Source organism: Pseudomonas sp. A-RE-19, assembly GCF_019956555.1.
In the GTDB taxonomy this organism is placed as follows: Bacteria; Pseudomonadota; Gammaproteobacteria; order Pseudomonadales; family Pseudomonadaceae; genus Aquipseudomonas.
On sequence record NZ_JAHBDQ010000006.1, the window covers coordinates 148,453 to 163,572 of the forward strand.

At 57.5% G+C, this 15,120-nt stretch carries 14 protein-coding genes and 1 pseudogene; 6 read left to right on the plus strand and 9 right to left on the minus strand.

Features of this window, described 5'->3' with window-relative positions; translation table 11 throughout:
- Positions 1-286: 286 nt before the first annotated feature.
- Both KGB14_RS05305 and KGB14_RS05310 read left to right on the plus strand, forming a co-directional pair.
- Complete coding sequence (locus KGB14_RS05305) at positions 287-1,474, plus strand: cyanate transporter (protein ID WP_223484426.1); 1,188 nt, start codon at positions 287-289, stop codon at positions 1,472-1,474.
- 78 nt (positions 1,475-1,552) lie between these two features.
- Positions 1,553-2,464 carry a DMT family transporter gene (locus tag KGB14_RS05310; RefSeq protein ID WP_223484427.1) on the plus strand — a complete coding sequence of 304 codons (912 nt, stop codon included), beginning with the start codon at positions 1,553-1,555 and terminating at the stop codon, positions 2,462-2,464.
- A 24-nt stretch (positions 2,465-2,488) separates the two neighbouring features.
- Here KGB14_RS05310 and KGB14_RS05315 read toward each other — a convergent pair whose 3' ends face one another.
- The 6 genes from KGB14_RS05315 to KGB14_RS05340 are packed head-to-tail and all read right to left on the minus strand — an operon-like array spanning position 2,489 to position 9,376.
- The gene (locus KGB14_RS05315; RefSeq protein WP_223484428.1) at positions 2,489-3,886 is read right to left on the minus strand and encodes an amidase; all 1,398 of its coding nucleotides are present in this window, start codon (positions 3,884-3,886) and stop codon (positions 2,489-2,491) included.
- Complete coding sequence (locus tag KGB14_RS05320; RefSeq protein WP_223484429.1) at positions 3,886-5,226, minus strand: aspartate aminotransferase family protein; 1,341 nt, start codon at positions 5,224-5,226, stop codon at positions 3,886-3,888. Before KGB14_RS05320 ends, KGB14_RS05315 begins: the two co-directional genes overlap by 1 nt.
- Positions 5,204-6,331, minus strand: a complete 1,128-nt coding sequence (locus KGB14_RS05325) for an aminotransferase class III-fold pyridoxal phosphate-dependent enzyme (RefSeq protein WP_223484430.1) — start codon at positions 6,329-6,331, stop codon at positions 5,204-5,206. Before KGB14_RS05325 ends, KGB14_RS05320 begins: the two co-directional genes overlap by 23 nt.
- 9 nt (positions 6,332-6,340) lie before the next feature.
- On the minus strand, positions 6,341-7,222 hold the full coding sequence (locus tag KGB14_RS05330; protein WP_223484431.1) for a TauD/TfdA family dioxygenase: 882 nt from the start codon (positions 7,220-7,222) through the stop codon (positions 6,341-6,343).
- Positions 7,197-8,762: an AMP-binding protein gene (locus KGB14_RS05335; protein WP_223484432.1), complete on the minus strand. Its 1,566-nt coding sequence runs from the start codon at positions 8,760-8,762 to the stop codon at positions 7,197-7,199. Before KGB14_RS05335 ends, KGB14_RS05330 begins: the two co-directional genes overlap by 26 nt.
- Complete coding sequence (locus KGB14_RS05340; protein WP_223484433.1) at positions 8,759-9,376, minus strand: thermostable hemolysin; 618 nt, start codon at positions 9,374-9,376, stop codon at positions 8,759-8,761. The genes KGB14_RS05335 and KGB14_RS05340 overlap by 4 nt, the downstream gene beginning before the upstream one ends.
- Positions 9,377-9,550: 174 nt before the next feature.
- Between KGB14_RS05340 and KGB14_RS05345 the strand changes: the two genes are divergently transcribed.
- Together KGB14_RS05345 and KGB14_RS05350 are read left to right on the plus strand one after the other, a co-directional pair.
- Positions 9,551-10,486, plus strand: a complete 936-nt coding sequence (locus tag KGB14_RS05345) for a LysR family transcriptional regulator (RefSeq protein ID WP_223484434.1) — start codon at positions 9,551-9,553, stop codon at positions 10,484-10,486.
- A gap of 347 nt (positions 10,487-10,833) precedes the next feature.
- Positions 10,834-11,748 (plus strand): LysR family transcriptional regulator, encoded by a 915-nt coding sequence (locus KGB14_RS05350; protein ID WP_223484435.1) that lies wholly within the window; start codon positions 10,834-10,836, stop codon positions 11,746-11,748.
- A 17-nt stretch (positions 11,749-11,765) separates the two neighbouring features.
- Here the strand turns inward: KGB14_RS05350 and KGB14_RS05355 are convergent, their stop codons facing one another.
- From KGB14_RS05355 to KGB14_RS05365, 3 genes are all read right to left on the minus strand, one after another.
- The gene (locus tag KGB14_RS05355) at positions 11,766-12,131 is read right to left on the minus strand and encodes a 5-carboxymethyl-2-hydroxymuconate Delta-isomerase (protein WP_223484436.1); all 366 of its coding nucleotides are present in this window, start codon (positions 12,129-12,131) and stop codon (positions 11,766-11,768) included.
- 57 nt (positions 12,132-12,188) lie between these two features.
- Positions 12,189-13,115, minus strand: a complete 927-nt coding sequence (locus KGB14_RS05360) for a LysR substrate-binding domain-containing protein (RefSeq protein WP_223484437.1) — start codon at positions 13,113-13,115, stop codon at positions 12,189-12,191.
- 150 nt (positions 13,116-13,265) lie between these two features.
- A complete protein-coding gene (locus KGB14_RS05365) occupies positions 13,266-13,457 on the minus strand; it encodes a YegP family protein (protein WP_008074435.1) in 192 nt (63 codons plus the stop codon).
- A 560-nt stretch (positions 13,458-14,017) separates the two neighbouring features.
- On the opposite strand from KGB14_RS05365, the pseudogene KGB14_RS05370 reads away from it, so the two are divergent.
- Positions 14,018-14,206: pseudogene (locus tag KGB14_RS05370) on the plus strand (hypothetical protein).
- Between the two features lie 757 nt (positions 14,207-14,963).
- Positions 14,964-15,120: type VI secretion system tube protein TssD (gene tssD / locus KGB14_RS05375; RefSeq protein ID WP_223484440.1), on the plus strand; the 157-nt coding region annotated here is incomplete at its 3' end.

A 15,120-nucleotide genomic window follows, 5' to 3' on the forward strand; every position in this document is an offset into this window, starting at 1 on the left:
CTGTAGAGGCGACGTGGCTGAAGGGTTGAAGTGGCGCCAGACGCCCCCTCGTGTTTGATTCCGATCAGCCAGACGTCCATGGAAAAGACCGCGGTAAACAGATGCAAAGCAGCGTCACACGGGCAGATAAGCCGTTAAATCCAGACTTGATGAACCTTGGTTGCAGATTGACTAAACATTTCCTCCAGTAACCAACCTAATTTCTCGATAGCCCCAGCGACATTTCAGTTTGCCCCTGCTGGCATGCAGCGGCCTAATCACAGACTTGTATATTTGGGGCTCCGTTATGGAAAACGTTCGCACTTCAAGCGCCTATGCCGGATGGCTGATGCTCAGCGTGGTATTGGTGGCACTGAACCTGAGGCCTTCGATGGCCGCTGTCGGGCCGTTGTTGTCGGCCATTCGCGGGGATGTTCCCCTGAGTTTCAGTACCGCTTCGCTACTGACCATGCTGCCCGTCATGGCAATGGGCCTGGCGATGTTCCTGGGAATGCGCATTGCGCAACGGGTTGGCGAACACCGCACCATCATCCTGTCCTTGTTGATCATCGGGGTGGCCACGGTCTCGCGGCTGTACCTGGACAGCGCCCTGGAGCTGATCCTCAGCGCGGTACTGGCCGGGCTGGGGATCGCCCTCATTCAGGCGGTGATGCCGGCGCTGATCAAGTCACGCTTCAGCGACAACGTTTCGCTGTTCATGGGCTTGTACGTCACCTCGATCATGGGCGGAGCGGCGATTGCGGCATCGTTCTCGCCTTTCGTCCTGGCGCAAACCGGTAGTTGGCGGATGGGCCTGGCAATCTGGGCACTCCTGACGCTGGTTGCCCTGGTCTTCTGGCTTGCCCAACGCTCGGCGATCCCGCCATTGCCGGCGGCGCCGATGGGGCGCCAGGAGTCCTTTGCCGGTAACTCACGGGCCTGGTTGCTGGCGATTTTCTTCGGTTTGGGCACCGCTTCCTACACCTGTGTACTGGCCTGGCTAGCCCCGTATTACGTGGAAAAAGGCTGGAGCGAACAGAATGCCGGTTTATTGCTGGGGTTTCTCACGGCCATGGAAGTCGTGTCCGGACTGATAACCCCCGCGATTGCCAACCGTAGCCAGGACAAGCGTCTGGTACTGGTCGTTCTGCTGGCCTTGATCATGGCCGGCTTCTGCGGCCTGATCCTCAGCCCGGAACGCTTCAGCCTGCTATGGCCTTGCCTGTTGGGCCTGGGCATTGGCGGCCTGTTCCCGATGAGCCTGATCGTGTCCCTTGATCACCTGGATAACCCGCGTCGAGCCGGCGGCCTGACGGCCTTTGTACAAGGCATCGGTTACCTGATCGCGGGCCTCTCGCCGCTGATTGCCGGGATGATTCGCGACCAATTGGGTAGCTTCGAATGGGCCTGGTGGTCACTCACAGCGGTGATGGCGGTGATGATCGTGATGGTGCTGCGCTTCAACCCAAGGCAATACGCGCTGCATATCCAATAGTTTTCCAAGGTCCTGCTTTTCGTAGGAGCCAGCGGTGCTGGCGCCTACAGGCCCGATCAAACGCAGGGGAAAGAATTCATGAAACACGTCGGTTTTGCAGAAGCTCACTGGGGCATGCTGATCTGGGCGATGCTGATCGCATCGTCTTTCTTTGCGGCGGCAGAGGTCAGCCAATCGGTAGATCCAATCCTGTTGACCGGGCTGCGTCTGTTGTTTTCAGCCTTGATGTTCTTGCCACTGCTGTTATTGAAAAACACCTCACCGATCTCGGCCAGAGGCCTGCTGGCGCATGCAGTTCTCGGGCTGCTGCTGGCGACGTATTTTGGTTCGCTGTTTGAAGCGCTGCGCTATACCAGCGCGGTCAATACCGCGACGCTGTACACGCTGGTGCCGCTGATGACGTTGCTTCTTGAGGTGCTCCTGCTGCCGAGCCCAAGCCTGAAGAGCCGTTTGTTGCCGATGTCGATTGCAGCGATCGGCGCCCTGCTGCTGATTCTCAAAGGGACGGCTCCAGGCGAACTGCCGGCACTGTACCCGGTACTGGTCTTCGGCGTCGGCTGCCTGGCGATGGCGCTTTATTCGCCACTGAGCCAGCGATTCAAGGTCAAGACCTTGAAGGGGCGCAACCCGGTGGCGATGACCTTCTGGAACATGCTTTTCGGTTCGCTGTTTCTGTTTGTGTTCTGTCTGTTCAACGGCGGTTGGCGCAGCGGCGCGCAGTTGTCGTCGAGCGATATGTTCTGGCTTGTATACCTGGCGCTGTTTGGCACCCTCGCGACATTCTGGCTGCTGCATCGGGCAATCGGAGTGATTTCCCCGTCAACGGTAGTTTCCTACGTCTACTTGAACACGCTGTTTGTCACCTTGTTTCACTGGTTCTGGCTCAGACAGCAACCGGTGCTGATAGAAGTCACCGGTGCCGTGCTGGTGGGTGTCGGCATGCTGGCATTGGTGATCACCAGCCGTAACGCTAAAACCGTTACGGCTTGAGATCCTTCAGAGAGTGACGGCGTCCTACGGTGCGACCGGGCTCCAGCGCTCCAGTTCGCGCTCAAGGAAACTGGCCACAACCAGCAGCCGCTCTTCCTGCCAGTGCGGGCCGACTATCTGGATGCCGATCGGCATCCCGCTGACCGGATCATGCCCCGCGCGAATGACCACCGCCGGTGAACCGGAGAGGCTGAACGGAAACACAAAGGCATAGCGATCACGATCCTGCAAGGACTCGCCATGAGCGAACGCCACGTCCGGGAACACCGGGCAAATGAACAGATCGTGCTGATTGAAGAAATTCGCCAGTTGATAGCGAAACGTATCGATCAGAATCCAGTCGCGCTTCATTTCATCCACGCTCAATTCGACCTCTTCGCTCAAGCGAATCAACTCTGTGGTGGCGGGCGTAAAGGTCTGTTTGTCCATGGACTGGAACAGGTGCTTCCAGCCCCGCCCGGCATCCGCGCCCGTGATGAAAACCCGCCATAGCACATCGCAGGCCTCGTCGAGCATCTGCGGAGCCGTCGGTGTAACCTGCGCCACCACACTGCCCAGGCAACTCTCGACCCGTTGCAGAACCTGCTTCACCGCCGGGCTCACCCGGGTTCTGGTGGACTCCCAGGACAGGGCGACACGCAATTGGGCCAGCGGCTTGCTGTCGGCGAACGGCACATCAACGGTGTCCGGGTCGTGACCGTCGGCGCCGCTGATCAGGTGCCCGAGTAACGCCAGATCGTCGACATAACGCCCCATCACGCCAAACGCCGACGTCAGATGAAACAGCCCGGAGCGATCACTGGGAAACTGGCCGGTCAACGGCACACGCCCCTGGGTCAGTTTCATGCCGCAGATACCGTTGAAATGCGCCGGAATCCGTACACTGCCGCAAGCATCCGAGGCCAGCCCGGCCGGCGAGCAACCGGCCGCGATGGCCGCCGCTTCACCGCCACTGCTACCGCCGGCGGAGCGCTGCCCGTCATAAGGATTGAGCGTGCGGCCATACAGCAGATTGTCGGTTTCGAACGCCATGCACAGCTCGGGAACATTGGTGATCCCAAGGATGATTGCACCCGCCTGCCGAAGCCGGGCAACGACCGTGCCATCCTCCTGACTGGCCTCGCCCAGCAGTTCCTCCAAGCCTCGCGACATTCGGAAGCCGCGCACATGACAGACATCCTTGATGGTCATGGGGACCCCGTGTAAAGGGCCACGAAACTTTCCGATGCGGGCCATCTCATCGGCCTCCCGGGCCTGTCGACGCAGTTCGTCGACAGACTCCAGTTGAATCAGGGCATTGATCTGCCGATTGCGTTCGGCAATACGCTGCAGGTAGAACTCCAGCAAGCTGACGCTGGTCAGCACACCGCGGCGCAGCAGACCGGCCATTTCGCGCAGGGTCAACGTATCGGGATTGAACATCAGGGCTTCCCTTTGCTGCGCAGTAGCTTGTTGGGGATTTGGTACATGTTTCTGACCACCAGAGAAAACGCCTTGACCGCCAGCTTCGGGCGCCGGGCGATCGCCTCCAGGGCTTCCTCGGTCATCGTCAGGACATGCCGAAGTGCTTCGGGCGTGATGTTCAGCGGCGGGTAAAACCGCAGAACCGGATGCTCGGCCTTTTCATTCATGGAATGCCCGGCATGCACGCCACGCTTGCCCAACTCCATGCTCATCAGCGCTTCGTAGACCGAACCGCGCAAGCGCAAGCCGGTCATCAAGCCCACACCGGGCACATCCTCGACGATCTGCGGATAACGCTGAGCCAGCCGTTGCAGGCCATGGCGCAGCAAACCGCCATTGATCCGTGATTGCTCGACCAGGTTGTGCTGCTCGATGTAATCGATAGCGGCCAGCGCCGAAGCGCACGCCACCGGATGCCCGCCATTGGTCCGCTGGTCAGGCTCGATCTCGCTCAGCGGGTATTGCGTGGCCAGTCGCCGGCTGTACATCGCGCAGGCAAACGAGGTATAGCCCCCCGTCAGGCCTTTGGAGAGGATCATGATGTCCGGCACGACGTCGTCGTATTGCACGGCGAACCACTTGCCACAGCGGCCGAAACCGGTCTGGATTTCGTCGGCCACCAGCAAGGTTTCGGTGGCATCGCACAGGGCGCGGATATTCGCCATGTAACCCACGGGCGGAACCTGTAAGTGGGCGCCCCCCAGAATCGGCTCGACATACACGGCACACACCCCTTCGCCCACCGCTCTCTGCAAGGCAGCGAAATCACCGTATGGCACGTAAGTCACTTCCGAGGCCTCGGTGCCGTAGCTGCGGTGATGCTGTTTCTGCCCCAGAATGCTCATCGCCGCCAGCGTCTTGCCGTGATAGGAATCGCTCATTACCACGATTCCGCGCCGGTGCTGCTGCACCTTGAGCACATAACGCATGCTCTGTTCGATAGCTTCGGCACCCGAGACCATGAACTGCACATCCCCCCAATCACCCGGCACCAGATTCCGAAGGCGTTCGGACAATGCGCCTTGCAGCGGATGCACCCGACCTTCCGGAACCCAGGCCATCTGGTTCAGCTGGGTCTGCACCTGCTCACGCACCATCGGATTGCGATGACCGACGATAAACACCCCATAGCTGCATGCGCAGTCGATAAAGCGCTTGCCGGCATGGTCAGTGACATAGATGCCATCGGCTTCCTTTTCGACGCTGGTTTTACCCAGGCGATAGAGCTTGGCCGCCGAGGCACTCCAGTGCCGCTGGCAATCATCCAGCAGTTGTTCATGCGGTAGCGTTAAGGACATGGCTTAAAGTCTCCTTGAGGATCCGGGATGCGCGCTGGATGTGTTCGGCTCGTGCGGTGATCGGGCAACGCAGAATCAACTCGCGGCCACGGGGTGCACTGATATAGACACCACGCTGATAAAGTTCCTCGCACAATTCGGCGGGTTTGAGGTCGGCTGGCAGCGGCAGGCTGACCCAGGCACCACAAGCGACAGCGCCGAATGAGGCGAGCGCTTGCGCCAGAATCAGGCCGTTATCGAGGCACTGCCGGGGCAAGTCGTGTGCCTGCACGTAATCCAGTGCCGCCATGGCGGCCACACAGGCCATCGGATTACCGGCCGTGGTGCTGCCATGTTTCGCCGGGCTGCTGCGACCATAGACCTGCCAGGCCATCTGTTCGCTGCAGGTATAGGTGCCGATGGGAATCGCGCTGCCGCCCAGTGGTCCGCCCAACACCACAATGTCCGGGGTATTGCGATAACGCTGGAATCCGAACAGCGTGCCCAGGCTCCCCAGACAACTTTGCACATCGACCGCGATGACCGGCGCCGACACCTTGGCCGCCGCGGCATACAAGTGATCGAGCAGCACCTGCTCTATCAGGCGCAAGCGACCATCCTCACCCATCACGGTGCTGGTGTGGCAAACCGCGAAGCAATCGTTCCAGTCCACCTTGTCCAGGTCACGGACGTGACTGATCGCCACGAGCTCGAAGCCCAGGAAACGCTGCATTTCCAGATAGCCTTGCGGCGTGCTGAGGCAACGTCCGTAACTCAGCGAGCCATAGTCGCCGCCCTGGACAACGACAATGGTCTTGCCCTTGGGCTTGAGGCCTTTGCACAGTTTCAAGGCGCCTTCGAATGCTTCATCGCCGGAGCTGCACACATAAGAGCTGACCAGCGGCTGCGGTAGCAGCTCGGCCAGGCGACGGCACAAAGCGATCAGTGGGTCGGACATCAGCACCCGATTGGACAGCCCCATGCTCTGCGCCTGAAGGCTGACCGCCTCGATCACCGCCGGCACCTGAAAGCCAAACCCGCCGGCCAGATCGACTATCTGGCGACCCTCACCGTCGATATACGTCTCGTACTGACCAGAAATGATCTGATTGTTATTGGTCTTCATTAATAGGTCTCAGCGGTAGCTCAGGGCGTTGAAGATACGGCGGCGCTCGTCGACGATGGCCTCACGGCCATGCATGACCCGGCGGTTGTCGATCATCACCATGTCATGGTCACGCCAGCCGACGGGGTAGGTGTATTGCGCGGAAATCTCGGCAATTTCGCGCAGGAATTCGCCGGGAATGGGCTGCCCGGACGACGTATCGATCACCGGCACTTCATAGTTGAAGGACGGTCCGAGAATGCTGTTGGCAAACGCTGGACGCTGACTGAATTCGGAGACCAGGATCGCCGGGGTAGTGAAGGCGTAGTGAATAGAATCATCAAACGGATTGAAGGAGATCTGTGTCTGCGGATCGTCGCCGATGATCTGCATCAGGTCTTCGATCCCGACCGCCGCCGGGTCCGAGAGCGCCGGCGAATAGTGGCAGACCAGCCGACGCCATTTGTCGCCGGCAACGGTGCGGCTGTAGCGAATCGGGTTGTCCTCGAAAAATGTGCGGCAGGCGGATGACAGCTTCGCCAGTACTTTCTCACCGTCGCACAAGGTGGTTTGCGAGCCTGTGCGCGGCGCCTCCTGGCAATAGAACCAGGTGATGTCCGGCCAGAACGGCGAGTTGCCATTCTCGCAGTGCAGACCGATCGCCTGGCGGCCCGCGTCCACCAGCTGCGCGGCTCCACCGACCATGACCCGCGCCGGGTCGAGGCTCAGCCGCGAGCTGTTCTGCTTCACATAGGCGCTGAAATCCTCGGCATTGTGGATGCAGTTACGTAACAGGACGACGCCGTAATGCCCCAGCAACTCGTACAGCTCGGCCTTGCCCAGGCTGGCGAAATGACGCGGCTCAATAATGGATACGTCGGGGCTTTCACAGTGATAGGCAGGTGTGTTCATCAGATGCATTCCCTTGCAGATTGGCAAAAACAGTTGCGATGTCGGCGCGCTTTGGACGGCCGGTGACGGTGTAGAGTTGCTCGAGCAATGGGTCGTCCTTGGTCAGCAACCACAGGCGGCTCGGGCGTTCGATGTCGGAAAAGCGCCGGGCTGACCAGGTGGCCAGCTCATCGTGATCCGGCGTCGACTCAACGCACAACAACGCCACCAGGCCATGGGCCTCATCGAAAAACACAGCGGCATCGCGCACACCGGGGTATTCGCGGTATTCCAACTCGACCTGTTCCGGGCTGACGTTGCGGCCATTGGGCAGGCAGATCACATTTTTCTTGCGACCGCGAACATAGAGATAGCCATCAGCGTCCAGCTCTCCCAGATCTCCGGTGTCCATCCAGCCATCGTCGGACATCGAACAGGCGCTCGGGTCCTTGCCCGAGTAGCCGCTGAACAACGAACTGCTCTTGACCTCAATGGTCTGGTCGGCGCCGATACGCACCTGAACATGCGGCAACGGCCTGCCCACACTGCCCAGACGTTGGTGCTGCAAGGTATTCATACTGACGACCGAGGCGTTCTCGGAGAGTCCGTAACCCTGGAACACCGGGATACCGTCCTCGGCAAGAGCATGCAGGATATCGATGCTGACGGCCGCGCCGCCGCAGGTGATATGCACCCCCGAATGCAGGTAACGAGACAGGCGCTCGCCCTGCGCGCCACCTTCGGTCAATCGCTCGTGAAAGCGATTGAGCATCACCGGTGGCACCGTCAAGGCCGTCGGCTCGACCCGCAGGATCCACTCGATCAAACGCTGCGGTGACGTCCCCGGCTCCCCCAGCAACGCCTCGCCTTCAGGCAGGAAATGCACGATCCCGCCGGCCAGCAGCGGTAAATACGCGGCGGTCACTTGCTCCAGCAGCAGGCTCAACGGCACCAGCGACAGGTAACTGCGATGGGCATCGACCGGCATCCCTTGGCGCAGGGAAGCCAACACCGCCCCCACCGCCGCCGTGCTCAGGCGCACGCCCTTGGGCCGGCTGGTAGTCCCCGAGGTGTGAATGATTTTGCAGATCCAGGCGCTATCGCCGTCCGGCTCTCGCAACAACGGCTGCTCCAGGGCAGGTTCGCCGATACGTCTGAGGCGGCTGTCGGGAAAGTCGAGCATCCACCGCTCCGCCAACGTCCGCTCGCCTGCGGCATCCACCAAAAACCCGTCACAACGCTCGGCAAGGTGCTCGGCCTGGGACTGACTGAACGCCAGCGGCAAAGGCAGCGCGGTAATTCCGGCAAACAGGCAAGCCAGATCGGCAATCAGCCAGTCACTGCTGTTACGCGTCGCAATTCCCAGCACAACGTGATCGCCGTGAGCCGCCGTGTCGAAACGCCGCTGCAGTTCTGCCGCCAGATTCAGCGCCCGGGATTCCAGCTCGCCATAGGTCATGACAGCGGCGTGCTCCAGACCGGACGGAGCACAATCGATCGCGCAGACCTTCTGACGATTGACCTGCAACGCAAGCCGCAAATCCGCAATGAAGCCGCTCATGGCTGCGCCCTCGCCGGTAAATCGGTTGGCAGCTGAGTGAACAGGGTACCGAGGGTCATGGCTGCAAATCGCGAGCGTTTCGGGTCCACGCGGATAAATCCGGTGACAGGCAATTTCGAGTAGTAGGTTCCCCAGTTCTTGCCACCATCATCGGCCAGGCGCTGGGGGTCCGCCGTGAGCAGCGGTTCGAAATCGATCTGGCAGCTTTCCATCATTTCCCGAACCCGGGGGGTGACGGTGCAAAGCAAATATTGAGCCCCCATGCACCAGGCCAACAGCGGCACCATGTTGACCATGATCATTCCGGCCGTCAGATGATGAGAAATCAAACTACCTATTTCGGCAATAACTGATCGATCGATCATCTTTTCAAAACGCTGGGACAGAATCGTTTCTATCGGTTGCGACAGGTATTGCTCCGAGAACAGTGTGCGGTGATCCGCAAAAGTTATACCGGCGCAAGAAAGAATACGTTCCTCGCTGTCTTGGGTGACCGCAAAGTACTGCGGGCTCGGTTCTACGGACGCCTTATAAGAGCTGCGAAACTTTTCTTTCACAACTTCAGTCGCCTGCATCCATAACGGCGTTTGACTTTCCGTGACGCGTACCAACACTTCGCCCTCCTATCCCTGCTCGGGGTTCTCTGTAAGTGGTACGAGAATATATTGAGGAAATTTCCGACAGACTATTTAAAAAACCAATTGCTTCCACTAATATATAAATAAACAACCTTGTCACAAAACACGACGTAAAGTGACACACATGGATTTTCACCGAGACGGACTTTTATGCTTAATAGCAATCTGCTAAGAAAACTGGATATGCAGGACCTTATGGTTTTCGTGGCTGTGTATGAACAAAGAAGCGTCACCGAGGTCTCCGAAACCCTTTGCGTCAGCCAGTCCACGGTGAGTTACTGCCTGAAGAAGCTGCGCACGAGCTTCGACGACGAGCTCTTCATCAATACCCGCAATGGCATGTGGCCAACACACAAAGCCGCCACGATGTACAGCCATGTTCTCAAAATCCTGAAAACCATAAACATATGCCATTCCGGATTGCACTCATTCGACCCCGCGCAAAAAGAAATCACTTTTAATATTTGCGCACCCGAATATTTTGAACTTTTAATACTTCCAAACTTATTGAAACGTTTTATCGGCAGTAGCTTTCCGGTCATTGTAAACATCCAGAAATTCCACAGAGACATTCCTAACGAAGAACTTATCGATGGCCGCTTCGACCTGGTCATTTGTTTCGGCCCCAACTTTCATCACAGCGCTAAAAACTTGAAATCACAAGTACTGCTGGAAGATGACCTGGTCTGCGTTGTCGATAAAAACTTCGCGCCTCCAGAGGGTGAGTTCAGCCTGGACACCTTTGTCGCACGCCAGCATATCTTCCCCACCCCATGGACTTCAGACACCAATATGGTGGATGGCTGGCTCAGCAAATGGGACTACACCCGCCAAATTGTCGCACGGGCCAATAGCTACGTTGCGGCACTCAACATGATCCCCGGGACCGATTTCGTTCTCACTCTGCCTCGACGCATCCAGATGCTGATCAGTAATGAATCCAGATTCAGCCATTGCAAACCGCCGATGGGTTTACCGAACTTCACACTGGACATGTTGTGGAACGAGAAACCAGGTCAAGACAGCGCCAACAACTGGTTTCGCGAACAAATTGTCAGCGTATGCGCGCAAGACGGCTTTCTGTAATAAGACTTATTAACATATAACTTCAGTTTAGTGATCGACCGCAGCCAAGTGTCCGGGCGTAACTTCAGTGCTTGGCCGGGTGGGATATTCAGCGCCTGGTGGCCTGATACCGATCACTTTCGCGCGGTCCGCGCTGATCCAGATAATCCCTGAACCCCCTCCAGGCCAGAACGCGCTGGGCGATATGGCTGGCGATTTGAACGCGCAGGTCGTGTCACCTACACGTTGTGTCCCACATCTGACAATGAAGTTTCCTACAAAGCATTCTCTTGGCACCATCGTTCCGTTATCCTTTTGTGGATAGGTTGCGCTCAAAACAGAACAGGGAGTTCATCGAGATGGGGCAGATGCTTAACAGCAATTTACTTAGAAAGCTCGATATGCAGGACCTCATGGTGTTCGTCGCCGTGTATGAACAAAGCAGCGTCACCGCCGTCTCCGAAACCCTCGGGGTCAGCCAGTCCACCGTCAGCTACTCGCTGAAAAAGCTGCGCACCGGCTTCAACGATGATTTGTTCATCAACACCCGATCAGGAATGCGTCCGACCTACAAAGCCACCACCATGCACGAGCATGTGCTGAAGATTCTGGAAGGCATCAACTTCTGCCATTCCGGAGCTCAAGCCTTTGATCCGACTCTAAAAGCCGTCACGTTCAACATTTGCGCGTCGGAATACTTCGAACTGCTGGTGCTGCCGCGGCTGTTGAGGAACTTCGACTTCGCCAACCTGCCGGTGATCGTCAATGTGCAAAAACTCGATACCGCCCTGCCCGTCGATGAACTGCGCGATGGCAGTCTCGATCTGGTGATCTGCTTCGGTCCCGACTTTCAACACAGCCACTCTGACTTCAAATCCAGGAGGCTGATCGAAGACGAGCTGATTTACGTCTTCGATAAACGCGCAACCCCGCTGGAATCGCGTCCAGGTTTGCGATCGTTCGTTGAACATCGTCACGCGCCCCCTCCACACAAGACCTTCGACCCCCACAGGGTCGATCACAAACGACAGCTTATCGCGCGATCCAACAGCTACAGGGCAGCCCTCAAGATGATCACCGGCACCGACTTCATCCTGACGCTACCGCGGCGCATTCAAACGCTGCTGGCCAATGAGGCGGTATTCAGTCATTGCGAAGCACCGAATGGCTTGCCAGGATTTACCCTCGACATGCAATGGAGCGAAGCCAGGGATCAGGACAGCGCCAATACCTGGCTTCGCGAGCAAGTGGTCAAAGCCTGTGGTGAACAAGGTTTGCTCTGAACCCAAGACCTAGCCTGTCAGAGGCCGATGGCAGTCTTGGTGTAGGACTCTCGATCAATATCCAGAATTTCCGCACACAACTGCACTTCTACGTTGGCCGGCCATTCGCACAAGTCCTGCACCACGGCCAGCAGGCTTTCAGACAACTGCTTTTTGATCTCCGGCGAACGCCCGCTCAACAGCGCCAGCTTGACATGCACAAAAGCGCGCTCGCCCAATGCGGTGCCAACCTTGAAGCTTTCGACCTTCACTGCACGGCTCTTGATATCGAACTCGGCCGCAAACTGACCGGAAGCCATCAGCGCATTGTTGAGTCGCATCAACGCTACATCGGTATTCAGTTCGGGCAAGTTGGCGGTGTATTCCATGTGCAGGTGAGGCATGACGGGACTCCTGAAGATTGGCAGAAAGGTCGTACATATAACACAGCGCCGCCCTGCTCACCGGGACAGCGGAAGGATCGGCCGCTCACTCATGAACGCTTCCAGGCGCGAACGTAACCAGCGTTCAGCTGGATCGCTGTCAACATGGCTGAGCCAGACCATGGACAAATCCAGGGTCGGTGTTTTGAACGGAAACGGTTCCTTGAACAGTTGGCCGGACGCGGCCATCGCCTCGGCCGTGTAATCGGGCAGGCTGGCGATCAGATCGGTGCCGGCGAGCAAGGCCGGCAAAGAACTGTACTGCGGGACGGACAGCACCACGTGGCGAGTACGACCGATCTCCGCCAGCCATTCATCGGCGTAGCCACTGACATTGGCGGTGTGAGACACCAGCACATGCGGCCGCGAGCAATACTCATCAAGCGTCAGGGGCGTCTCGGAGGCATCGGCGCGCAATACGCTGGGCTGGATGTGTCGCAGCAATTTGCGCTTGGCGTTGGCCGGCAAGCCGCGGGTCTGGCTGATACCGACGGTGATATCACCGGACGCCAGCAGATCGGGAATGCGCCAATAGTCGACATGCTGAACCACGAACACCACCTTCGGCGCTTCCTGGCGCAAAGCACGCAGCAACGGTGGCAACAAGCCGAACTCGACATCGTCCGACAGCCCGATGCGAAACGTCATGGTGCTGCTGAGCGGATCGAAATCGTGGGTCAGGCTCAAGGCCACAGACAGCGAATCCAGCGCCGGCGACAGGTGCAGAATAATTTCCTCGGCCCGCGCCGTCGGCTCCATGCGATGGCCGACCCGTATGAACAGCGGATCATTGAACATCGTCCGCAAACGGTTCAGCGCCGCACTGATGGTCGGTTGACCGAGGAACAGCTTCTCCGCCACCCGCGTGACGTTGCGTTCGAGCATCAATGTTTCGAACACCACCATCAGGTTGATGTCGGCCTTGCGCAGCTCATTGCGATTCATCCATTGCACCCCGGTCCCCAAGACTGGGAGACAGTTTAGGGAGGTGTCGTAATCGGCGTCTATGCAGGCTGGCAAATGACCTGATCCATAAAAACAGGGAGCCCGAAAAAACGAAGCTGCTCCGACTGAGCAGCTTCACCGTCCTGGAGCTTATATCTCCTTGACCGGGGTCTGATCATGAGTCCCTTTGATCAAGCTGATGGCGTGCACGCAATCAGACTTGTTGACGTAAGCCTCCCCGCTGGCAATCGTTTCATGATTCCCCGCCCGCAAACGCCAGCGCCATTGGCCCTTGCCGGTTTGTGCGATACCACGGGTTTGCCTGTAAATCTCAAAATACATTGATCGCTCCTTGCGACTGCTGATTACGACAGATCAGTGATCTGTGAAAACAGAGTAGATGAGGAATTTTTGAGGCAAAGTCTTTCAATGTGAGGGGATATTTCGCGGGAAAACACTTGATTCGCAGGATGACCAATAGATACGGGGGTTGGTAATTAAAGAGACTCGGTGGCGTCAGTTTTCCCGTAAATATGCATATTTTTCTTACGCTGCAGCGCTGACTCATCCGACACCAGAACCCGGGTAAAAGTAGGACGAGAGCGAAAATGGCCCAGCGGAAAAACCTGCGCAAACGAAAAAGCCCCGTAGCTTATTCAGCTACGGGGCTTTTTCTATGTAATGGCGGAGAGATAGGGATTCGAACCCCTTCTTGCGACCCTGCATACCGCTTAAGGCCAGAAAATACGGTGCTTTCGTCCTTTGTTCATGGCGCCCTGCGGTCTATGGCGGCCCTGAATCTGCCCTAATTTTGCCCTAAACCTCTTCACCTCTGCCGCTGCGATGCTTGGGGTTTTCTCGAAAGGAGTCGACCCGTACCAGGTGAATAGTCACTACCCGATGTGCTGGAGAGGATCTACCACAATCAACTCGCCCTGGAGGCGGCGATATTGGATTTGACGTTGTGGGGGGAATAGCGGGATTCGCCAGCTGTAGGCGACAATGTCGGTGGAGCTCTTGAAGCTATTGAGGAAAACGCGAGCCACATCAAACAAGGTTTGGGCAAGCTCAAGTGGTCGTATCTCGGCTAGTCATCAGCCTCCCCAACACGAATTCAGGATCACTACATTGAGCAACTTCGCCGGGCACGCTTCACGGTGCCGCTGAGCGGGTCCGGCACCGAGACGCAAGGGGGGGTGCGGTATAACCAGATCCGCACTGTCGATCTTGAAGCGCGTGGAACCAAGTGCATCGAGGCGGTGCCGGAGGTGGTGAACCCGCCCCCCCTTACCGTGCTGCGGCCAATAGCATGCGCGACGCCCCCCATGCTTTGACTCTCGCCGAATTTGCCACAGACGCGGTTGACTCCAAATCCAAAATCCAAAATCCAAAATCCAGTTTCGTGACGCCGAACAGGCTCGACTTTTCATAAGATCGACCCAGTACCCGACTAATCAGCAGATCTAAAATGCACAAAAGCGTGGTTTTCGCTCCGTTTCAGGTTGCCAATCTTTCTCCATTAAACAGTTCAGACCTAACAGATGCCTTATCGCCATCATGCGCAAGAAGTTGCGCAGTTGTTTTTCTGAAATGCCCTCTAAAAGTGCTACAGGCCTTGTAACCAAAGGCCTGTAGCCAAGTGCGCAAAAAGTTGCGCAGTAGTGCGCAACTTCTTGCGCACTTTTTCGGGTGATCCTTGCCAAAAATCCTTTCGTCGCGGAATAAATCCATTCAACCACCTGATTTATATAGTGTTAATCATTTCTGGCACGCTCCTTGATAACAGTCAGGCACCCACCGGGCGATACCGCCTCCCGGGCACCCTAACTTTTAGCAAGGAGCACCTCCATGGCTACACCAGCGTACATGTCCGTTACCGGCGAGAAACAAGGCCTGATCACTGCCGGCGCCTTCACCGCCGACTCCGTTGGCAACACCTACCAGGAAGGTCACGAAGACCAGGTCATGGTTCAGGGTTTCAGCCACGAAGTGATCATCCCGCGTG